The sequence below is a fragment of the Geodermatophilus sp. Leaf369 genome (assembly GCF_001424455.1).
Lineage (GTDB): Bacteria > Actinomycetota > Actinomycetes > Mycobacteriales > Geodermatophilaceae > Klenkia.
In genome coordinates, this window is the sequence record NZ_LMQA01000002.1 from 508095 (window position 1) to 527899 (window position 19805).

Consider the following 19805-nt stretch of genomic DNA (forward strand, 5'->3'; position numbering starts at 1 on the left):
CGTGGACTTCACGCTCAACGAGGAGCAGCAGGACTTCCAGCAGGCGCTGCGCCGCTTCGTCGACCGGGAGATCGTCCCGGTCGCCTCGGAGTGGGAGCGCACCGGCCGCTACCCGACCGAGATCGTCGACCACCTCAAGGCGATGGGCCTGTTCGGGCTGACCACGCCCGAGGAGTTCGGTGGCCTGGCCCTGGACATGGTCAGCTTCACCCTCGTCTACGAGGAGATCAGCCGCGGCTGGATGGGCATCGCCGGCATCCTCGGCAGCCACGGCCTGTCCGCCTGGATGATCGCCAAGCACGGCACGGACGAGCAGAAACGGCGCTTCTTGCCGAAGTTGGCGACCGGGGAGTGGCGCACCGGCGTCGGCCTCACCGAGCCCGGCGCGGGCACCGACCTGCAGGGCATCGGGACGACGGCCGTGCGGGACGGCGACCACTACGTCGTCAACGGCACCAAGACCTGGATCACCAACGCCCGGCACGCGAACGTCCTGCCGGTGCTGGTCAAGACCGACCCGAAGGCCAGCCCCCGGCACCGCGGCATGTCCCTGTTGCTCGTCGACACCACCACCCCGGGCTTCGTGGTCAGCCGCGACCTGGGCAAGCTCGGCTACAAGGGCACCGAGTCCTGCGAGATCTCCCTCGTCGACGTCCGGGTGCCGGTCACCGACCTGCTCGGCGGCACCGAGGGTCGGGGCATGCAGCAGGCGCTGAGCGGCCTGGAGATCGGCCGGCTCAACATCGCCGGACGGTCGGTCGGGGTTGCCCAGGCCGCCTACGACGCGGCCCTGAAGTACGCCGGCGAACGGGAGGCGTTCGGGCACCCGATCGCGGAGTTCCAGGCCATCGCGCTCAAGCTCGCCGAGATGGCCACCCAGCTGCAGGCCGCGCGGCTGCTCACCTACTGGGCCGCCTCGAAGGCCGACGCCGGCCAGCGGGTCGACGCCGAGAGCGGGATGGCCAAGGTGTTCGCCTCCGAGACCGCGCTGGCGCTCTCGCTGGAGGCCATGCGCATCCACGGCGGCTACGGCTACTCCACCGAGTTCGTCGTCGAGCGGCTCTACCGCGATGCCCCGCTGATGGCCATCGGCGAGGGCACCAACGACGTGCTGCGCACCGTCATCGCCAAGTCCCTGGTCGCCGGCACCACCGTCGTCGGATGAGCGTCCGCTCCTGGCTCTACGTGCCGGGCGACCGGCCCGACCGCTTCGACAGGGCCGCCGCGTCCGGCGCCGGTGCCGTCGTCCTCGACCTGGAGGACGCCGTCCCGCTGGCCGGCAAGGACGCTGCCCTGGCCGCCGTCCTCGACTGGTGTGCCGGGGACCCCGTGCCCGTGCAGGTCTGGGTCCGCATCAACCAGGGACGGCGAGGTTCCGACGACGTCGCCGCCGTCGCCCGCACCCCCCGGTTGACCGGTGTGGTCCTGCCCAAGACCGGCTCGCGGGCCGTGGTCGACCGGGTGCACGACCAGCTGTCCGCCGCGGAGGTCGCCACCGGTCGGCCCCCGGGCAGCATCGCCGTCAGCCCGCTGATCGAGAGTGCCGCCGGGGTGCTCGCCGCCCCCGCCATCGCCGGCGGACCCCGGGTGCGCTGCCTGCAGCTCGGCGAGGTCGACCTGGCCGCCGACCTCGGGGTCGCCCCCGGTCCGGACGGCGCCGAGCTCCTCCTCGCCCGCAGCACCGTCGTCCTCGCCTCGGCCGCCGCGGGCATCGCCCCGCCCCCGGCCGCGGTGTCCCCGGAGTTCCGCGACCTGGACGCCTTCGAGGCGCAGACCCGGGCGCTGGTGGCGCTGGGGTTCCGCGGCCGGGCCTGCATCCACCCCGACCAGGTCGCCGTCGTCGAGCGGGTCTGCCGGCCGACGCCCGAGCAGGTGGCCGCCGCCCGCGACGTGCTCGCGCGGCTCGCCGCGTCCCCCGGGGTGGCGGTCGACGCCCACGGTCGGTTGCTCGACGAGGCCTTCGCCCGGCAGGCCCGCGCCACGGTGGCCGCCGCCGGCTGACCGTCAGCGGGCGCGCAGGCCCCGGTCGACCAGGTCGATCAGCCAGTCGAAGCTCTCGTCGACGTCCGTGGACCACTGGAAGCCGCCGTCGGCCTCCAGGGTGGCGAAGCCGTGGAAGACGCTGCGCATCGCGCGCAGGGCGTGGATGCGGTCTGCGGGGTCGATGTCGTAGCTGCGCAGGACGGCGTCGAAGGGCGCCAGGCCCTGGGCGGCGGCGACCGCGACGGGGTCGTCGGGTCCGGTGGGGGTGAGGCCGACCGTGGCGGCGTACCGGCCGGGGTGGGCGAGGACGAAGTCGCGCAGGGCGTGGGCCGCCGCGGACAACGCGTCCTTGCCCGAGCGGCCCTGGACAGCGACGCCGACGGCGTGGCCGGCCTCGGTGAACGCGAGGACGGCGATCTGCCGGTGCAGGTCGTCCTGGCTGGCGATGTGCTTGTACAGCGAGGGCGTGCGCACCCCGACGCGTTCGGCGAGCGCGCCCATCGTGAGCCCGCCGAAGCCGATCTCGTCGGCGAGGTCGGCGCCGGCGGAGACCACGGCGGCCGGGTGCAGCCCCGCCCTAGGCACGCGCACCGGCCAGGAACGGCGTCACGAGCTCGGCGACCTCGGTGGGGTGCTGCACGTGGGGATAGTGGCCGGAGCCCTCGACCACCGCGAGCCGGCCCAGCCCGGTGGGGAGGTCGGCCAGGATCGCCTCGCCCTCGGCGCGGGGGTCGGCCCAGTCGGGGTCCTCCGAGCCCTGGACGACGAGGACCGGGCAGGTCACCCGGGGCAGGGCGAGGCCGGCGTCGGTGGGCTTCGTGGCGCCCATCTTCTTCAGCACGGCCATCCGGCCGGGCTCGGCGAGCGAGGCCTGGATGCCGGCGACCCGGGCGTCGTAGCCGGCGGGCTTGGTGCCGGGGTGGGCGACGTCGAGGTAGCGCGCCCACCGCTTCGTGCTGCCCAGCGTCGTCGCGAGCACCAGCTGGGTCATGCCGCGGCGGAACCGGGCCACCCGCAGGTCGCCCAGGCCGATCTTCTGCGCCCGGGTGAAGGGGGTCAGCTCGACCAGCGCGGTGACCAGCTCCGGTGCCGTGGCCGCGGCGATCGTCGCGGCGCCGCCGGAGATGGAGTGCCCGACCAGGACGGCGGGTCCGCCCAGGTGGCGGACCAGGGCCAGCAGGTCGCCGGCGATGTCGGTGCGGGTGTAGGAGCCCCACTCCACGCTGGACTCCCCGCAGCCCCGCAGGTCGAGCGCGGCGACCCGGTGGCCGGCCGCGACCAGGGCGGGGGTGAGGGCGTCGTAGGCGCGGCGGGTGTCGCCCATGCCGTGCGCCAGCACGACCAGCGGTCCGGCGCCGGTCACCTCGTAGGCGAGCGTGCCGCCGTCGACGGTCAGGAACTCGGTCATGTCGTACCTCCAGGGGAGTGGCTCTCGCTGTTAGGTACAAGCTAACACAGTTAGCCAATGCTGGGCGCACTACTGTTTCCCGTGGTCGAGCACCCGGCTGACGACGGGATCCGTGGGGGGACGTGGCATGACGAGCCGAGAACGCCCGGCGCTGGTCCTCGACGACACGTCGCGGGCGATCATCGAGCAGCTCCAGCAGGACGGTCGTCGTCCCTACGCCCGGATCGCCGAGGCCGTCGGGCTCAGCGAGGCCGCCGTCCGGCAGCGGGTGCAACGGCTCCTGGACGCCGGGGTCATGCAGATCGTCGCGGTGACCGACCCGCGCCAGGTCGGCTTCCCCCGACAGGCCATGGTCGGCATCCGGGTGCGGGGCGACAGTCGCGCGGTCGCCGACGCGCTCGCCGAGTTCGACGAGGTCGACTACGTCGTCATCTCCGCCGGCTCGCTGGACCTGCTCGTCGAGGTGGTCTGTGCCGACGACACCCAGCTGCTGGACACCGTGAGCCGGATCCGGGCCGTCGAGGGCGTCGAGTCCACCGAGACGTTCCTCTACCTGGGCCTGCGCAAGCAGACCTACGCGTGGGGCACCCGCCGCCCCGAGGACGGCACAGCTCCACAGCTGTGAAGTCACAGCTCCTGCACACGCCCCCATGGCTCACTGACGGCGTCAGCACCGCCACGCCACACCTGCAGGAGCTCCCACCGTGCCCGAGACCCTCTTCGGTCTGCCCGCCCACCCGCTGATCGTCCACGCGACCGTCGTCCTCGTCCCGCTGGGCGCGCTGCTGGTGCTGCTGCACGCGTTCTGGCCCGCCGCCCGCCGCCGGCTGGGCATCGTCACCCCGCTGGTGGCGCTGGTCGGGCTGGTGCTCACCCCGCTGTCCACCGCCAGCGGGGAGAACCTGGAGCGGATGGTCGGGGAGAGCGACCTGGTGGAGAAGCACTCCGAGCTCGCCGACGGCCTGCTGCCCTGGATGATCGGGCTGTTCGTGATGGCCGTGGTCGTCTACCTGCTCGGCCGGCGACCCACCGGGGTGCGCCGGGCGCTCAGCGTCGCGGCCGCCGTCCTGGCCGTCGTCGCGGTGGTCGGGGTGACCCAGCAGGTCGTGCGGATCGGGCACTCCGGTGCCGCCGCCACGTGGTCGGACACCGCGTCCGCCTCCCCGGACCGGCCGGACGGGGACGACGACTGACCCCGCCCAGCGCAGCCTCGCCTTGCTGGCAGTGGGCTGTGCACCGTCCTACCGTCGCGCCGTGACACTCGACGAGCCCGCCGCCCCGATCGGCACGCACAGCGGTGAGCCGCACGCCGGCGCGCTCTCGGCCCGGCTGAACTGGCTGCGCGCCGGGGTGCTCGGCGCCAACGACGGGATCGTCTCCACCGCCGGCCTGGTGGTCGGCGTCGCAGGGGCGACCACCTCGGTCGCCCCGGTGGCCACCGCCGGGGTGGCCGGGCTCGTCGCCGGCGCGGTGTCGATGGCGCTGGGTGAGTACGTGTCGGTGAGCAGCCAGCGCGACAGCGAGCGGGCGCTGCTGGAGAAGGAGCGCATCGAGCTCGTCGAGATGCCCGAGCAGGAGCTCGCCGAGCTGGCCGCGATCTACCAGTCCAAGGGGCTGTCGCCGGAGACCGCGCTGACCGTGGCCCGGGAGCTCACCGAGCACGACGCGTTCGCCGCGCACGTCGAGGCCGAGCTGGGCATCGACCCCGACGAGCTGACGAACCCCTGGCACGCCGCCGGTGCCTCCGCGCTCGCCTTCACGGTCGGCTCGCTGCTCCCGCTGGCCGCGATCCTGCTCGCCCCCACCGCCGTCCGGGTGCCGGTGACCTTCCTGGTCGTGCTCATCGCCCTGGCGCTCACCGGTGCGGTCAGCGCCCGGCTCGGCGGCTCGGGCAAGCGGACCGCCGTCCTCCGGCTGGTCGTCGGCGGCGCGATCGCCATGGCCGTCACCTACGGCATCGGCGCCCTCGTCGGCGGCATCGGGCTGTAGCGGGCGCGGCCGAGGTGGCCGGCGGCTCGCGGGGGTGGCGGGCCGGTCGTGACGGTGGCGGGTCGGTGCAACGGCCCGCCACCGCACACGTCGACCGGCCACCCCTCCGGGCCGGTCAGCGGGCGACGGCGGCCAGGAGGACGTCGGGGTCGCTCATCACCCGCTCGGCGATGCCCGCGGCCAGGCCCAGCACGCCGGCGTCCCCGTCGAGCTTGCTGCGCACGATCTGCAGGTCGCGGGTGGCCAGCGGCAGCGAGCGGGCGGCGACCCGCTCCCGGATGCCGGCCAGCAGGTGCTCGTCGGCCTCGGCCAGCTGGCCGCCCACGACGACGACCGACGGGTTGAGCATGCTCACCGCCTGCGCCACCCCGGCACCGAGCACCCGGCCGGCCTCCCGGACGGCGGCCACGGCGTACCGCTCCCCGGCACGGACGGCGGTGAGCAGGCCGTCCACGGACCCGACCGGGTGGCCGGCGGCCGCCAGCTGGTCGACCAGGGCCCACCCGGAGGCGTAGGCCTCCAGGCAGCCGGTCTTGCCGCACCGGCACAGCGGGCGGGGCTCGGCGGGGGTGCCGTCGGGGGTGTCGGCCCAGGTGTGCCCGATGTCCCCGGCCGATCCCTGGGCGCCCCGGACCACCCGCCCGTTGCTGACCACCCCGGACCCGACGCCGGTGCCGACCTTGAGGAACAGCAGGTCGTCCACGTCGGGGTGGCACTGGGCGCGCTCGCCGGCGGCCATGGCGTTGACGTCGTTCTCCACCAGCACCGGGACGTCGAACCACTGCCGGACCGTGTCGGCGGGGGCGACGCCGTCCCAGCCGGTCATGATCGGCGGGGAGACCACCCGGCCGGTCGCGGCCTCGACCGGGCCGGGCACGCTGAGGCCGACGCCCCACACCGGCGGTCCGGGGACGGCGTCGCGCAGCCGCGCCAGGCCCTCCAGGGCCAGGCCCAGGACGGTGGCGGGCCCGTCGGCGATGGCGCAGGGCACCTCGGCCCGCCGGAGCACCACCCCGGCCAGGTCGCACACCGCCAGGCGCATGCCCGAGGCGCCGATGTCGGCGACCAGCAGCACCGCCCGGGTCGGGTCGAGGCGGAAGCGGGTGGCGGGCCGGCCCCGGCCACCGACCACGGTGCCGTCCTCGACCAGCAGCCCGCAGTCGGCCAGGGCGTCCATCCGGGAGTTGACCGTGACCCGGGCCCAGCCGGTGCGCTCGCCGACCTCGGCGCGGGTGAGGGAGCCCGAGGACCGGAACACCTGCAGCAGGGCGACCGCGCCGGCGGCCGTCGCCGGGTCCAGCGGGGGCGGTCCGGCGTGCGTGGTGTCCGTCACGAATCTCCCTTTTTGTCTGTTGACATCACTCTAGTGGCTGCTTAATGTCTGGCACAAGCCATAAAGGAGGCCGCAACGATGCTCTCTTCCCCCCGGGTCCGTCGGACCCTCACCGCCGTCGCCGCAGGCACGGCCACCCTCACCCTCCTCGCCGCCTGCGGTGGTGGGGACGACACCAGCGCGGCCGACGGCGAGGGCGCCTCGACCGTCGCCGCCGTCATCAAGGGCCTGGACAACCCGTTCTTCCAGGCCATGGAGGACGGCATCAACGCCGCTGCCGACGAGCAGGGCGTCGACGTCACGGTCCAGGCTGCGCAGAGCATCACCGACACCACCGGCCAGGCCGACCGGCTCACCGCCCTCGCCCAGCAGGACTTCGGCTGCTACGTCGTCAACCCCATCTCCGGCAGCAACCTCGTGCAGGGTCTCGCGCAGATCGCCCGCCAGGACGTGCCGATCGTCAACATCGACTCCCCGGTCGACGCCGACGCGGCCGAGGAGGCCGGCGCCGACATCACCACCTACATCGGCACCGACAACTCCGACGCCGGCGCCCAGGCCGGCCAGCAGATGATCGACGCCGTCGGGTCGGGCCAGGTCGCGGTCATCGGCGGCATCGCCGGCGACGTGACCAGCGGCGCCCGGGTGGACGGGTTCACCGGCGCCGTCGACGGCACGCTGGACGTGGTGCAGACCGTCGCCGCGGACTGGGAGCGCCAGAAGGCCCTCACCGCCGCCACCGACATCCTGGCCGCCAACCCCGACCTCGTCGGGTTCTTCGCCGCCAACGACGACATGGGGCTGGGCATCGCCCGCGCCGTCGCCAACGCCGGCCGCACCGGTGAGGTCGCGGTGATCAGCGTCGACGGCAACGAGGAGGCGCTGCAGGCCGTCGCCGACGGCGAGCTCACCGCCACCGTCGCGCAGTACCCCTACGCCATCGGCCAGATGGGCGTGGAGGCCTGCGTCGCCGCGACCCAGGGCGCCGACCTGCCCGCCGAGGTGACCGCCCCGGTCGCCGTCGTCACCACCGAGAACGCCGCCGACGCCCTCGCCGCCTTCCCGGCGCCGTTCGAGGAGTTCGAGGACCCGCTGGCCGACCTGATCCAGTGACCTCCCGGCACCACCGCTGACCCCTGGACCGGGGCTGCGCCCGACGCGCCCCGGTCCGGGACACCGGCACCGAGCACCCGCACCGAGCACCCGCACCGACCACCCCGCGCTCCACCGCAGGAGAGGGACACCCCCGTGAGCTCCACCCCCAGCAGCACCACCGGAACGGCTGCCCCGTCGCCGGTGGCCGACCAGCCCCCGCCGGGCCCGGCGACCGACGGCGCCCAGCGGCGCAGCGTCGGCAACCGGCTCGGCGCCGCCCCCTGGGCCGAGCTCGCCGCCCCGATCGGACTCGTCGTCCTGGTCGTGGTGTTCGGCATCCTCACCCCGACCTTCCTGACCGGGGGCAACATCGAGGCGATCCTCGCCGCCAGCGCCATCCTCGTGGTGCTGGCCGTCGGGCAGACCTTCGTCGTCGCCACCTCGGGCATCGACCTGTCCGTGGCCTCCACGATGACCCTGGGCGCGGTCGTGCTCGGGCAGTTCGTCGTCGCCGGGACGTCGATCTACCTGGCCTGCCTCGCCGGGATCGTCGCGGCCGCACTGGTCGGCGTGGTGAACGGCCTGCTGGTCGCCCGCGGCAAGATCACCGACTTCATCGTCACCCTCGCCACGCTGTCGGCGGCCTCCGGGCTGGCCCTGGTGATCGCCGACGGCAAGCCCCAGCCGGTCATCGACGGCTTCCTGCTCGAGCTCGCCGCCGGGGGCATCGGCCCGGTCGCCTGGCCGGTCCTGATCGCCGTGGTCGTCGCCGTCCTCGCGCACCTGGTGCTCTTCCACTCCCGGTTCGGCCTGCGCCTGCTGGCCACCGGCGGCTCCGAGGAGGCGGCCCGCAAGACCGGGGTGCACACCTCGCGGATCAAGATCGCCGCCTACGTGATCAGCGGCGTGCTCGCCGGGATCGCCGCGGTGCTGCTCGTCGCCCGGGTCGGGGCCGCCGAACCGGCCAGCAACACCAGCTTCCTGCTCAACTCCGTGGCCGCCGTCGTGCTGGGCGGGGTGAGCCTGTTCGGTGGCCGGGCCACGATCATCGGCCCCGTCGTGGGCGCCGTCCTGCTCACCGCCCTGGTCAACGGGCTGACCCTCGTCGGGGTCTCGCAGTTCTACCAACCGCTCGCCGTCGGTGTCGTCGTCGCCGGTGCCGCCTTCCTCACGAGGTTCTCCAAGTGACCGCCGCTCCCACCGCCGCCGGCGAGGACCTCCTCGTCGCCCGCAACCTGACCAAGAGCTTCGGCAGCGTCCAGGCGCTCAAGGACGGCAGCGTGACCGTCCGCCGCGGCACCGTGACCGCCCTGATCGGCGACAACGGGGCCGGCAAGTCCACCCTGGTGCGCTGCCTGTCCGGGGTGCACGCCCCCGACAGCGGCGAGCTGCTGCTCGGTGGTGAACCCGTCCGCTTCACCCTCCCCGAGCAGGCCCAGGCCGCCGGGATCGAGACCGTGCACCAGGACCTCGCCCTCGTCGAGGACCTCACCGTCTGGCAGAACCTCTACCTGACCCGCGAGCTCACCCGGGGCATCGGACCGGTCAAGCTGCTGGACCGCCGGCGGATGCGCACCGAGGCCGCGGCGATGGTCGGCTCGCTGGCGGTCAACGTCCCCGGGGTCACCCAGCGGGTCCGTCGGCTCTCCGGCGGCCAGCGCCAGGCCGTCTCGATCGTCCGGGCCGCCCACTGGGGCACCTCGATGGTGATCATGGACGAGCCGACCGCTGCCCTCGGCGTCCAGGAGACGGCCCGGGTCGAGGAGCTGATCCGCGACCTGCGCGAGCGCGGTCTGACCGTGCTGCTGATCAGCCACAACTTCGAGCAGGTGCTCCGCCTGGCCGACGAGGTCTGGGTCATGCGCGCCGGCCGCAGCGTGGCCCACCGGCACACCGCCGGGACCACCGGTGAGGACCTCGTCGGTCTGGTCACCGGCGCCGTCGCCGGCTGACCACCCCCCACCCACCCACCGCGCGCCGGACGGCGTCGCGGCACCCCTGCTGCCCCGAGGAGCCCCCTGATGACCGAGAACGTGACCAACCCGCTCGGCGTGCACGCCCTGGTCTGGGCCGGTGACTGGACCCGCGAGTCCAGCCGGTTCGCCATCGAGTCCACCGCCGCCACCGGCTTCGACATGATCGAGATCTCGCTGCACGACCCGGCCACCTTCGACGCCGCGCACACCAGGCAGCTGCTCGCCGACAACGGCATCACCGCGGCCTGCTCGCTGGGCCTCGCGCCGGACGCCGACGTCTCCAGCGACGACCCCGCCGTCGTCGCCCGGGGCCGCGACCTGGTCGCGAAGGCCCTGGAGTGCGCGGTCGGCGCCGGCGCCACCCACCTGTGCGGGGTGCTCTACTCCGACCTGCGCAAGTACATGGCGCCGGTGACCCCCCAGGGCCGGGCCAACGCCGTCGAGGCGATGGCCTGGCTGGCCGAGCAGGTCGCCGGCACCGACCTGTCGCTGAACCTCGAGGTGGTGAACCGCTACGAGTCCAACGTGGTCAACACCGCCGCGGAGATGCGGGCCTTCATCGCCGAGACCGGCGGCGACATCGGCGTCCACCTGGACACCTACCACATGAACATCGAGGAGGACGGCTTCGTGACCCCCGTCCTGGAGACCGGCGAGCAGCTGGGCTACGTGCACATCGGGGAGAGCCACCGCGGCTACCTGGGCACCGGCACCATCGACTTCGACGGGTTCTTCGGTGCCGTGCGGCAGACCGGGTTCACCGGTCCGGTCGTCTTCGAGAGCTTCTCCTCCGCCGTCGTGGCCGCCGAGCTGTCCAACAAGCTCGGCGTGTGGCGCAACCTGTGGGACGACGGCCGGGACCTGGCCGCCCACGCGCACGCGTTCATGGCCGAGCGACTGGCCCGCTGATGTCCGACCTCCTCCTCGGCGCCGACCTCGGCACCAGCGGGCTCAAGCTCGCTGCCCTGGACACCGCCGGCGCGGTCGTCGCCGAGGCGGAGGTCGCCTACCCCGTCGACACCCCCCGGCAGGGGTGGGCGCAGACCGAGGTGGCCGTCTGGCGCAGCGCCCTCGACGAGGCCCTCGCCCAGCTGACCCCGGCCCTGGCCGGGCACGCCGTCCGCGGGCTGGGCCTGTCGGGCCAGATGCACGGCGCGGTGCTCGTCGACGACGCCGGGGCCGCCCTGGCCCCGGCCCTGCTGTGGCCCGACCAGCGGGCCGCCGCACAGGTCGAGCGGTGGCGCGCACTGCCCGACGCCGACCGCGCGGCGCTGGCCAACCCGCTGGTGCCGGGGATGACCGGCCCGCTCGTGGCCTGGCTGGCCGAGCACGAGCCCGAGCTGGTGGCGCGTGCGGCCGGCGTCCTGCTGCCCAAGGACGCGCTGCGGGCCACCCTCCTGCCCGGCGTCGACCCCGCCGTGACCGACCGCAGCGACGCCGCCGCGACCCTGCTCTGGGACGTCCCCGCCGACGACTGGTCCGCCGCCGCCGTCGGGCTCGCCGGTGTCCGCTGCCCCCGGGTGTTGCCCTCGCACGCCGTCGCCGGGACCGCCGTGCTCCCGGGGATCGGCGAGGTGCCGGTCGTCGTCGGTGGCGCGGACACCCCGCTGGCGCTGCTGGCCACCGGCACCTCGACCGGGCTGCAGGTCAACCTGGGCACCGGCGCACAGCTGCTGCGACCCGGCGCCACCCCCGCCCCGGCGCTGGACCCGGTGGTGCACACCTACGCCGATGCCGAGCAGGGCTGGTACGCCATGGCCGCGCTGCAGAACGGCGGCCTGGCCTGGGACTGGGTCCGCCGGGTGCTCGGCTTCGGCTGGGAGGAGCTGCTGGCCACCCTGGACGGGTCGGCACCGGGAGCCGGGGGCGTGCGGTTCGCGCCGTGGCTCACCGGGGAGCGCGGCGGGGTCGCCGGGCCGACCGACCGCGGTGCCTGGACCGGTCTGCACCCGGGGACCACCCGGGCCGACCTCGGCCGGGCGGCCCTGGAGGGCGTGGCGGCCGCGGTCGCCGCCGGCGCCGGGCTGCTAGACGTCGCCGGTGACGAGCCCGTGGTGCTGACCGGGGGAGGCGCCCGCACGCCGGCCGTCCAGCAGCTGCTGGCCGACGCGCTGGGCCGGCCGGTGCAGCTGGTCCAGGTGCGCAGCGCCTCCGCGACCGGCGCTGCGCTGCTGGCGGCCCGCGGCGTGGGTCTGTCCTGCACCCCGCAGCGGGTCCTGGGCCCCGTCGTCGACCCCCGGGGGGTCAGCGCGTCCGGTTGAGCGCCAGCACGCTGAGCAGCTCGTACGCCACGTGCGAGGCGGCGATCGCGGTGAGCTCGGCGTGGTCGTAGGCCGGGGACACCTCGACGACGTCGGCACCCACCAGGTCCAGGCCGACCAGCCCGCGCAGGGTGTTCAGCAGCTCGCGGCTCGTCAGCCCGCCGGCCTCCGGGGTGCCGGTGCCGGGCGCGTGCGCGGGGTCCAGCACGTCGATGTCGACCGAGACGTAGACCGGCCCGTCGCCCAGCCGGCGGCGCATCCGCTCGACGACGCTGGCGACGCCGTCGACCTCGTAGTCGTCGCTGCGGACGACCTGGAAGCCCAGCACGGCGTCGTCCTCGAGGTCCTGCTTGGAGTACAGCGGCCCGCGGATGCCCACGTGCATCGACCGCTCCAGGTCGATGAGGCCCTCCTCGCTGGCCCGCCGGAACGGGGTGCCGTGGGTGTACGGGGCGCCGAAGTAGGTGTCCCAGGTGTCCAGGTGCGCGTCGAAGTGCAGGACGGCGACCGGCCCGTGGTCCCGCGCCACCGAGCGCAGGATCGGCAGCGCCACCGTGTGGTCCCCGCCCAGGGTGAGCACCTGGGCGCCGTCGGCCCGCAGGGCGCTGACCCCGGCGTCGATGGTCCCGATCGCCTCCTCGATGTCGAACGGGTTCACCCCGAGGTCGCCGGCGTCGGCGACCTGCTGGGTGCCGAAGGGCATCGCGTCCAGCGCCGGGTTGTAGGGCCGCAGCAGCTTCGAGCCCGCGCGCACGTGCCCCGGGCCGAAGCGTGCGCCGGGCCGGTAGCTGACCCCGGAGTCGAACGGGATGCCCAGCACGGCGACGTCGGCGCGGGACACCTCGTCCAGCCGGGGCAGCCGGGCGAAGGTCGCCGGCCCGCCGTAGCGGGGGACCTTCGTGGCGTCGACGGGGCCGAGCGGGGTGCTCACGGGGTGTCTCCAGACGGTGAGAGGTGTTCGTGCACGACGAGCCAGCGGTCGCCGTCCCGGCTGAGGACGACGGTCTCTCGCTCCTGCGTGGTGGCCTCGCCCGCGTGGGTGGCCACCGTCGTCGTCACGTGGTGGGTCAGCAGTGCAGTCTCCCCGACCCACTGCAGCTGCTGGTCGGTCGAGGTGCAGGCCAGCACCCGGAAGCCGTCCTCGGCGACCCACTGCCTCCAGGCCGCGCGGTACTCCTCGCGAGAGCCGAACCGGGGGCTGCCGGGGAGCACGAAGGTGGCGTCGGGGTGCAGGCAGGCGAAGTAGGCGTCCTCGTCGGAGGAGGCGAACGCCGCGACCAGGGCGTCGAGACCCTCGAGCGGGGTCACGCGGGCACGTCCGCGCCGGCCCGGCGGACCGGCTCGGTGATCGGCGGGGCCTCACCGGGGGCACTCGGCACCCAGCGCGGGCCCTGGGGGCCGAAGACGTAGCGCGGCTCCGGGAACAGGTACAGCGAGCCCAGGTAGAGCACCGCGGCCAGCAGCAGGGCCACCGGCAGGCTCACGTCCACCCCGCCGAAGGCGTTGGTGAACGGGCCGACGATCAGCGGCGGGTAGTTGGCGAACAGCAGCCCGAGCACGGCCGAGGGGATCCAGGCGACCATCCCGCGCCAGTTGACCCCGCCGGAGAACCAGTACACGCCGCCCTCGCGGCCCTGGTTGAACACCTGCACCGCGGCCGGGTCGTAAAAGCCGCGGCGGGTGATGTAGCCCAGCGTCATGATCACCATCCACGGCGTCGTGCAGATGACGATCGCGCCGATGAACGCGTTCACGCTGCCCACCAGGTCGAACGCCAGCCGGCCGACCACGATGAACACGAAGCTCAGCGCGCCGATCACCAGCGAGGCGCGCACCCGGCCCAGCCGCGGCAGCACCGAGGAGAAGTCCAGCCCGGTGCCGTACAGCGAGGTCACGCCGGTGGAGAGCCCGCCGAGGACGGCGACCACCATCAGCAGCAGCGCGTACCAGAGCGGCGAGGCCTGGACCAGCGCGAACACGTAGTCGACCTCGCCGGCGACCAGAGTCGCCGTCCCCACCCCGAACAGGAACGGGACCAGCGTGGCCAGCTGCGCCAGCAGCGTCGCCGACAGCAGCGAGCGGCGCGACGTGTCGGCCGGGATGTAACGGGACCAGTCGCCCAGGAACGCCCCGAAGGAGACCGGGTTGCCCATCACGATCAGCACGCTGAGCACGAACGTGGGGGCGAAGGAGCCCAGCGCGTAGGCGTCCGGTCCCGGGTCGTAGGAGGCGTCGAACGCGCCGGCGTAGGCGACCAGCCCGAGCAGGATCAGCACCGTGTTGCCGACCACGACGACCTTGTTGACCAGCAGCATGAACTGGTAGCCGTAGACCACCACGACGATGACCAGAGCCCCGAGGACGGCGTAGACCAGCGCGCGGGTCAGGTCGCCGTCCGGCAGGCCGAAGAGCCGGTTGCCGGCGGCCACCAGGGCGTCGCCGGAGACCCACACCGAGATCGAGTAGAACGCGATCGCGGTCAGCAGCGACAGGAACGAGCCCAGGATCCGGCCGCGGACGCCGAAGTGCGCCGAGGACGAGACCGCGTTGTTCGTGCCGGTCTTGGGGCCGAAGAGCCCCATCGGGGAGAGCACCAGCCCACCGAGGACGACGCCGAGGACCGTGGCCGCGACCGCCTCGACCAGCGACAACCCGAGCAGGATCGGGAAGGTGCCCAGGATGATGGTGGCGAAGGTGTTCGCGCCGCCGAACTGGATGCGCAGCAGGTCACGCGGGCGCGAGGTGCGCTCGGCGTCGGGGATCGTGTCGATGCCGTGCTGTTCGACCTCCAGCGCGCGCGGGCGGCGGGTCGGTGCGTCGGTGTGGGCCATCGAGGGTCTCCTCGTTCGGGGGTGACGGAGGCCACCGGCCGGTACCGTATCCACAGGTTGCTCAGAGAGCAACGAATGTTCACCGCTGTGAAACACGACGTCCCGGGAGGACACGTGCAGGTCATCCAGGTCGTCGACCTGTCGGTGCCGGTCGACGCCGGCACGCAGGTCTTCCCCGGCGACCCGGTCGTCGCCTCCCGGCCGCACGCCACCCTGGCCGCCGACGGCTACAACGTGCAGGCGCTGTCCATGGGCTCGCAGACCGGCACGCACGTCGACGCCCCCTTCCACTTCGCCGACGGCGGGCTGCGGGTCGACGAGCTCGACCTGTCCCTGCTGACCGGGCCCGGCGTCGTCGTCGACGTCCGCGGTCGGGCACCGCGCAGCCGGCTGACCTGGGACGACCTCGCCCCGCACGATCGGTTCGGCCCCGGCGTCCTCGTGCTGCTGCACACCGGCTGGTCGGCGCACTACGGCACCCCGGCCTACTTCGACCACCCGTTCCTGGACGCCGGCGCCTGCCGACGGCTGCTCGCCGCCGGCGTGCGGCTGATCGCCCTGGACGCCCCGAACCTCGACGTCACCCCCACCGACGACGACCCCGGCGAGGGCTGGCCGGTGCACCACCTGGTCGCCGCCGTCGGCGGGGTGATCGGGGAGAACCTGACCAACCTGGCCGGCGTGGAGTTCCCCGACCCCTGGGTGTCGCTGCTGCCGCTCAAGCTCACCGGTGCCGACGGCGCCCCGGTGCGCGCCGTCGCGATGCAGGTGGCCCCGTGACCCCGCCCGAGGCCCGGATCGGGGCGCGCCTGCGGGCCGCCCGGCAGGCCCGCGGCATGACCCTGGACCAGGTCGCCGCGGCCTGCGAGCTCACCAAGGGGTTCATCAGCCGGCTCGAGCGCGACGAGGTGTCCCCGTCGGTGGCCTCGCTGGTCGCCGTCGCGGGGGTCCTCGGCATCGGGATGGGCGAGCTGTTCGACCCGCCGTCCACCCAGCTCGTGCGCGCCGGCACCGGCCCGCCGATCGCGTTCGGCGGCCAGCACGTGCACGAGAGCCTGCTGACCCCCGGGACCCAGCGCGAGCTGCAGGTCATCCACTCCCGCCTCGAACCCGGCGGCACGGGTGGTGTGGACCTGTACACGCTGCGCTCGGCGGTGGAGTTCGTCTACGTGCTGGCCGGGGCGCTGACGGTGCAGCTGGCGTCGGAGACGCACCTGCTCGAGGTCGGCGACGCCCTCACCTTCCCCGGCCGCACCCCGCACACCTGGGCCAACGGCTCGGCCACCGACGCCGCCGAGGTCCTCTGGGCCCTCAGTCCCGCCCCCTGACGAGAAGCGGTCTCCTCGTCAGCACTCCTGGCGAGAAGGTCGCCCGTCGCTCGCGACGGACCGGGGGCGGGGGGCCGGCCGGCCCCGTGACCGGCCGGACCCCCGCCCGCCGGGGTTCAGGGGGTGGTGCGCCGCGGCGCCGACTGGCGGCGGGCGGCGATGCAGACGACGCCGGGGACGTCGGCGTCCGGGCTCGCCGTCCAGGTGTCGGACCAGTCCGTCCCGTGCTCGGTGCTGGTGCGGTGCTCGCTGCGGCCGGGTGGGAAGTGCGCCTCGATGGGCCGACCGCCGGCAGGGTGCAGCCGCAGCTGGGCCGGACGCATCCCGGTGTGCGCGGCGAGCAGGTCGAGAGCGGCGAACACCAGCTCGGCCGGTGTGGAGTGCCCGGCACTGGCCGGCAAGCCGGCTCCGCGGACCGTGGCGGCCCACCGCCCACCGGCCTCGACGCAGTCCACGTCGTACGCACCCTCGAAACGCGCGCCCATGCCCTGCTGCCACCCCCGTGGATTCTGGCAATCCACGGTCTCGGATGGCCCTGGACAACCTACGACAGGTCGGGGGGCGGCTGGTCACAGATGAGTGACAGTTCAACAACGTCGTCTTTGTGCAGTCCAGGTCGTTGGTGGGCGCACCTGACGGGCTGTCGCGATGCCTGCCCGCCGGCTCGGGAGGGGGCGCGTCAGCGGGCGGCCCAGCCGCCGTCGGAGCCGATCACCTGGCCGGTCACCCAGGCCGACTCCGGCGATGCCAGCCAGGACACCAGCCTCGCGGTGTCGGCGGGGGTGCCCCACCGGCCGCCGGGGTGGCGGGCCGCGACGGCGGCGACCGCCTCCGGGGAGGCGTAGCCGGTGTCGGTCGGGCCGGGGTCGATGCAGTTGACTGTGATCCCGCGCGGCATCAGGTGGACGGCGAGACTGCCGGTGAGCTGGTGCAGCGCGCCCTTGGTGGCGATGTAGGGCAGCTCGCCGGGCATGGCGCCGTGGTGCTGGCCGGAGGTGAACAGCACGACCCGGCCCCCGTCGGCGGCGGTGAACGCCCGGCTGAAGGCCTGGCACAGCAGCAGCGAGCCGCGGGTGTTCACCGCGTGCGAGAGGTCCAGCTCCTCGGCGGTCAGCTCCTCCAGGGACTGCTCGCTGCTGCGGGCGTGGTTGGCCACCAGCACGTCGAGCCGGCCGAACCGCTCGACCGCGGCCTGCACCAGGGCGGCCGGGGCTGCGGGGTCGGCGAGGTCGGCCTCGACGAGTGCCGTCGAGTCCCCGAGCCGCCGGACCAGCGCACGGGCCGAGCCCGGGTCCTCGCCCCACGGCTGCTCGGCGTCGTGCGGCTCCCAGCCGTGCACCAGGACGGCGAACCCGTCGGCCACCAACCGCTCGACGACGGCCTGCCCGATGCCGGCCCGCCGCGACGCCCCGGTGACCAGCGCCACCCGCCCGGTCCCGTCCCCGCCCACCTGGTCATCGTGGACCACCCGCACGGGTCACGACCAGCGGGTTCGAGCAGGCCTGACACAGATCGGGCTGGTCTACTGACCCACGATCATCCGAGGTGGAAGCAGGTGGGCGTGGCGCTGTCGTTGGTGGCTGCTGCGCGCTCGCACACCGGTCCCCGGCCGGACAACCAGGACTCCGGGCTCGCCGCCCCCGCGCTGATCGCCGTCGCCGACGGGGTCGGCGGCAACGTGGGCGGCGCGGTCGCGTCGTCCCTGATCGTGTCGTGGCTGGCCCCGCTGGGTCGCGTCCTGCTGCCCGACGAGGTCGACGGCGGCCTGGCGCGCGTGGTGTCGGCGGCCAACGAGCGCATCCGGACGGCGGTCGGGCACCGCCCCCGGCTGGAGGGCATGGCCACCACGATGTCGGCCATCGGCGTCGTGGGCGACCGCGCGGTGCTCGCCCACATCGGTGACTCCCGTGCCTACCGCTGGCGGTCCCCCGAGCTGGTCCAGCTGACCCGCGACCACACCCTGGTGCAGGCCCTCATCGACGCCGGGTCGATCACCCCCGCCGAGGCGCTGGTGCACCCGCAGCGCTCCGCGGTCTACGCCGCGCTGCACGGTGGCACCGACGACGTCGACGGCCTGGAGGTCTCCTTCGTCGACGTGCTCCCCGGCGACCGGTTGCTGGTCTGCTCCGACGGGCTCTCCGGTGCGCTGCCCCCCGAGGCCATCGCCGAGCACCTGGCGCTGGCCGAGAACCCCGACCAGGCCGCCGCCACCCTGCTCGGGGCGGCGCTGGCCGCACCGGCCTCGGACAACGTGACCGTCGTGGTCGCCGACGTCCAGGAGACCGAGGGCGCCGTCGTCGGCCGGCACCGCACCGTGGGTGCCGCGGCGAACAGCCGCGACGAGACCGTCGAGGTGCTCGAGGCCCTGTGGCCCGGGCCCTCCACCGGTGCGTTCACCCCCGTCGCCGCCGTCGAGGAGCAGCCCGCCGGCTGAGCCGGGCCCTCAGCAGTCGTGCCGGACGACGACCCGGCGCAGCGAGGGCCGGTGCACGATCTCGAAGCCCGCCGCCAGGAACGCGGTCAGCGCGCCGACGTGCAGCTCGCCCCAGGTGACCTCTGCGCCCGGGGCCGGCTGGATCGGGTAGGCCTCGACCAGACGCGCGCCGTGCGAGCGGGCGAGGTCGACCGTGCCGGCGGCCAGCGCGGTGCTCACCCCGCGTCGGCGGTACCCGGCCCGGGTGACGAAGCAGGTGACCGACCAGACGCCGGCGTCGTCGCGGTCCTCGTGCCGGCCGGCCCACGTCGTCTTCCGCAGGTGGGTGCTGTGCGGGCGGGGCGACAGCGAGCACCAGCCGACCGGTTCGCCGTCCAGGTGGGCGAGCAGCCCGTGCCCCTCGGCGACCTGGTCGCGCAGCAGCTCCCGCCGTCCGGCCACGTCGGGGGAGTGCTGGTCGTGCCACCCCAGCCGGTACCCCTGGCACTGGCAGCGGGCGGCCTGCCCCCGGTCGCCCAGGACGGTCTGGACGTCGTCGAACAGCGCGGCGTCGACGGGCCGGACGGTCAGCGGCACCGCGCGAGCCTCCCAGCCCGGGGCTCCCCCGGCAACGCCCGCGGCGTCACCCCGTCGGGTCGGGTCACGGCGAGCCGTCTGCAGGTCGGGGCCGATCGGTCCGACAGTGTGCCCGTGACCACGTTGCTCGACGGTCCGCCCGTGTCCGCCCCGCACCGCGAGTCCGACACCGACGCCGTCACCCTGCTGCCCGGACGGGCCGCCCTGCTCGACCACCTGACCCTGCGCACGCCCGCCGCCGGCCTGGTGCTCGTCGGCCTCGTCCCGCACGGCTCGCCGATCGGCGCCGGCATGCTGCTGGCCGTGTCCGACTCCCTCGAGGGCGCACTGATGCCGGGGGAGTGGCTGGCCCGCAGTGGCGCCGCGGAGTTCGCCGTCGTCACCGACGCCGACCTCGACGACGCCGCGGCCCGCCTGCTCGGTCGCGCCGGGGTGCCGGCGGTGGCGGGCCTGAGCCCGCTCACCCCCGCCCGACCCGCCGCCGAGGTGCTCCGGCTGGCCGGCCTCGGCCTGGCCATCGCCCGCCTCGGCGGGGAGGGCCACGCCGTCCGCTACCGGTGAGGCCCCGTCGCAGGGGCCCGCGGCGAGCTT

At 74.6% G+C, this 19805-nt stretch carries 23 protein-coding genes; 14 read left to right on the forward strand and 9 right to left on the reverse strand.

What is annotated here, in order from left to right; translation table 11 throughout:
• Position 1: 1 nt before the first annotated feature.
• Both ASG36_RS11275 and ASG36_RS11280 read left to right on the forward strand, forming a co-directional pair.
• Positions 2 to 1165, forward strand: a complete 1164-nt coding sequence (locus tag ASG36_RS11275; RefSeq protein ID WP_055763793.1) for an acyl-CoA dehydrogenase family protein — start codon at positions 2 to 4, stop codon at positions 1163 to 1165.
• Positions 1162 to 2001 (forward strand): CoA ester lyase, encoded by an 840-nt coding sequence (locus ASG36_RS11280; RefSeq protein WP_055763796.1) that lies wholly within the window; start codon positions 1162 to 1164, stop codon positions 1999 to 2001. Before ASG36_RS11275 ends, ASG36_RS11280 begins: the two co-directional genes overlap by 4 nt.
• A 3-nt stretch (positions 2002 to 2004) precedes the next feature.
• Here ASG36_RS11280 and ASG36_RS11285 read toward each other — a convergent pair whose 3' ends face one another.
• Together ASG36_RS11285 and ASG36_RS11290 are read right to left on the reverse strand one after the other, a co-directional pair.
• A complete protein-coding gene (locus ASG36_RS11285) occupies positions 2005 to 2568 on the reverse strand; it encodes a TetR/AcrR family transcriptional regulator (protein WP_235494881.1) in 564 nt (187 codons plus the stop codon).
• Positions 2561 to 3391, reverse strand: coding sequence for an alpha/beta fold hydrolase (locus ASG36_RS11290; protein WP_055763797.1), 831 nt, complete (start codon positions 3389 to 3391; stop codon positions 2561 to 2563). The genes ASG36_RS11285 and ASG36_RS11290 overlap by 8 nt, the downstream gene beginning before the upstream one ends.
• 127 nt (positions 3392 to 3518) lie before the next feature.
• Between ASG36_RS11290 and ASG36_RS11295 the strand changes: the two genes are divergently transcribed.
• The 3 genes from ASG36_RS11295 (at position 3519) to ASG36_RS11305 (ending at position 5380) form a co-directional block, all read left to right on the forward strand.
• On the forward strand, positions 3519 to 4016 hold the full coding sequence (locus ASG36_RS11295; protein WP_055763799.1) for an Lrp/AsnC family transcriptional regulator: 498 nt from the start codon (positions 3519 to 3521) through the stop codon (positions 4014 to 4016).
• A gap of 79 nt (positions 4017 to 4095) precedes the next feature.
• A complete protein-coding gene (locus ASG36_RS11300; RefSeq protein WP_055763801.1) occupies positions 4096 to 4584 on the forward strand; it encodes a DUF2231 domain-containing protein in 489 nt (162 codons plus the stop codon).
• 61 nt (positions 4585 to 4645) lie between these two features.
• On the forward strand, positions 4646 to 5380 hold the full coding sequence (locus ASG36_RS11305) for a VIT family protein (RefSeq protein WP_055764985.1): 735 nt from the start codon (positions 4646 to 4648) through the stop codon (positions 5378 to 5380).
• Between the two features lie 115 nt (positions 5381 to 5495).
• Here ASG36_RS11305 and ASG36_RS11310 read toward each other — a convergent pair whose 3' ends face one another.
• Positions 5496 to 6713 (reverse strand): ROK family transcriptional regulator, encoded by a 1218-nt coding sequence (locus ASG36_RS11310; RefSeq protein WP_055763803.1) that lies wholly within the window; start codon positions 6711 to 6713, stop codon positions 5496 to 5498.
• Between the two features lie 78 nt (positions 6714 to 6791).
• Between ASG36_RS11310 and ASG36_RS11315 the strand changes: the two genes are divergently transcribed.
• The 5 genes from ASG36_RS11315 to ASG36_RS11335 all read left to right on the forward strand — a co-directional run bounded on the left by ASG36_RS11315 (position 6792) and on the right by ASG36_RS11335 (position 12045).
• Positions 6792 to 7826, forward strand: a complete 1035-nt coding sequence (locus ASG36_RS11315; protein ID WP_082523024.1) for a substrate-binding domain-containing protein — start codon at positions 6792 to 6794, stop codon at positions 7824 to 7826.
• 135 nt (positions 7827 to 7961) lie between these two features.
• Positions 7962 to 8996 carry an ABC transporter permease gene (locus tag ASG36_RS11320; RefSeq protein ID WP_200944439.1) on the forward strand — a complete coding sequence of 345 codons (1035 nt, stop codon included), beginning with the start codon at positions 7962 to 7964 and terminating at the stop codon, positions 8994 to 8996.
• On the forward strand, positions 8993 to 9760 hold the full coding sequence (locus tag ASG36_RS11325) for an ATP-binding cassette domain-containing protein (RefSeq protein WP_055763805.1): 768 nt from the start codon (positions 8993 to 8995) through the stop codon (positions 9758 to 9760). The genes ASG36_RS11320 and ASG36_RS11325 overlap by 4 nt, the downstream gene beginning before the upstream one ends.
• 69 nt (positions 9761 to 9829) lie before the next feature.
• Complete coding sequence (locus ASG36_RS11330) at positions 9830 to 10693, forward strand: sugar phosphate isomerase/epimerase (protein WP_055763806.1); 864 nt, start codon at positions 9830 to 9832, stop codon at positions 10691 to 10693.
• On the forward strand, positions 10693 to 12045 hold the full coding sequence (locus tag ASG36_RS11335; RefSeq protein ID WP_055763808.1) for an FGGY family carbohydrate kinase: 1353 nt from the start codon (positions 10693 to 10695) through the stop codon (positions 12043 to 12045). The genes ASG36_RS11330 and ASG36_RS11335 overlap by 1 nt, the downstream gene beginning before the upstream one ends.
• Here ASG36_RS11335 and speB read toward each other — a convergent pair.
• The 3 genes from speB to ASG36_RS11350 are packed head-to-tail and all read right to left on the reverse strand — an operon-like array spanning position 12029 to position 14876.
• The gene (speB, locus tag ASG36_RS11340; protein WP_055763810.1) at positions 12029 to 12976 is read right to left on the reverse strand and encodes an agmatinase; all 948 of its coding nucleotides are present in this window, start codon (positions 12974 to 12976) and stop codon (positions 12029 to 12031) included. The two genes, ASG36_RS11335 and speB, sit on opposite strands and share 17 nt — an antisense overlap.
• Positions 12973 to 13353 carry a nuclear transport factor 2 family protein gene (locus ASG36_RS11345; protein WP_055763812.1) on the reverse strand — a complete coding sequence of 127 codons (381 nt, stop codon included), beginning with the start codon at positions 13351 to 13353 and terminating at the stop codon, positions 12973 to 12975. Before ASG36_RS11345 ends, speB begins: the two co-directional genes overlap by 4 nt.
• Entirely contained in the window at positions 13350 to 14876 is a 1527-nt protein-coding gene (locus ASG36_RS11350) for a cytosine permease (protein WP_055763813.1), read from the reverse strand. Before ASG36_RS11350 ends, ASG36_RS11345 begins: the two co-directional genes overlap by 4 nt.
• A gap of 114 nt (positions 14877 to 14990) precedes the next feature.
• Here ASG36_RS11350 and ASG36_RS11355 point away from each other — a divergent pair, with 114 nt between their 5' ends.
• Together ASG36_RS11355 and ASG36_RS11360 are read left to right on the forward strand one after the other, a co-directional pair.
• Positions 14991 to 15656 (forward strand): cyclase family protein, encoded by a 666-nt coding sequence (locus ASG36_RS11355; protein WP_200944440.1) that lies wholly within the window; start codon positions 14991 to 14993, stop codon positions 15654 to 15656.
• The gene (locus ASG36_RS11360) at positions 15653 to 16204 is read left to right on the forward strand and encodes a helix-turn-helix domain-containing protein (protein WP_055763817.1); all 552 of its coding nucleotides are present in this window, start codon (positions 15653 to 15655) and stop codon (positions 16202 to 16204) included. The genes ASG36_RS11355 and ASG36_RS11360 overlap by 4 nt, the downstream gene beginning before the upstream one ends.
• Before the next feature lie 116 nt (positions 16205 to 16320).
• Here ASG36_RS11360 and ASG36_RS11365 read toward each other — a convergent pair whose 3' ends face one another.
• Positions 16321 to 16689: a hypothetical protein gene (locus ASG36_RS11365; RefSeq protein ID WP_055763819.1), complete on the reverse strand. Its 369-nt coding sequence runs from the start codon at positions 16687 to 16689 to the stop codon at positions 16321 to 16323.
• Positions 16690 to 16883: 194 nt separating this feature from the next.
• Entirely contained in the window at positions 16884 to 17654 is a 771-nt protein-coding gene (locus ASG36_RS11370; protein WP_055764987.1) for an SDR family oxidoreductase, read from the reverse strand.
• 111 nt (positions 17655 to 17765) lie between these two features.
• Between ASG36_RS11370 and ASG36_RS11375 the strand changes: the two genes are divergently transcribed.
• On the forward strand, positions 17766 to 18638 hold the full coding sequence (locus ASG36_RS11375; RefSeq protein WP_162245190.1) for a PP2C family serine/threonine-protein phosphatase: 873 nt from the start codon (positions 17766 to 17768) through the stop codon (positions 18636 to 18638).
• A 9-nt stretch (positions 18639 to 18647) separates the two neighbouring features.
• Here the strand turns inward: ASG36_RS11375 and ASG36_RS11380 are convergent, their stop codons facing one another.
• On the reverse strand, positions 18648 to 19214 hold the full coding sequence (locus ASG36_RS11380) for a GNAT family N-acetyltransferase (protein ID WP_055763823.1): 567 nt from the start codon (positions 19212 to 19214) through the stop codon (positions 18648 to 18650).
• A 114-nt stretch (positions 19215 to 19328) separates the two neighbouring features.
• Here ASG36_RS11380 and ASG36_RS11385 point away from each other — a divergent pair, with 114 nt between their 5' ends.
• Positions 19329 to 19775: a GGDEF domain-containing protein gene (locus tag ASG36_RS11385; protein WP_055763825.1), complete on the forward strand. Its 447-nt coding sequence runs from the start codon at positions 19329 to 19331 to the stop codon at positions 19773 to 19775.
• Positions 19776 to 19805 lie beyond the last annotated feature (30 nt).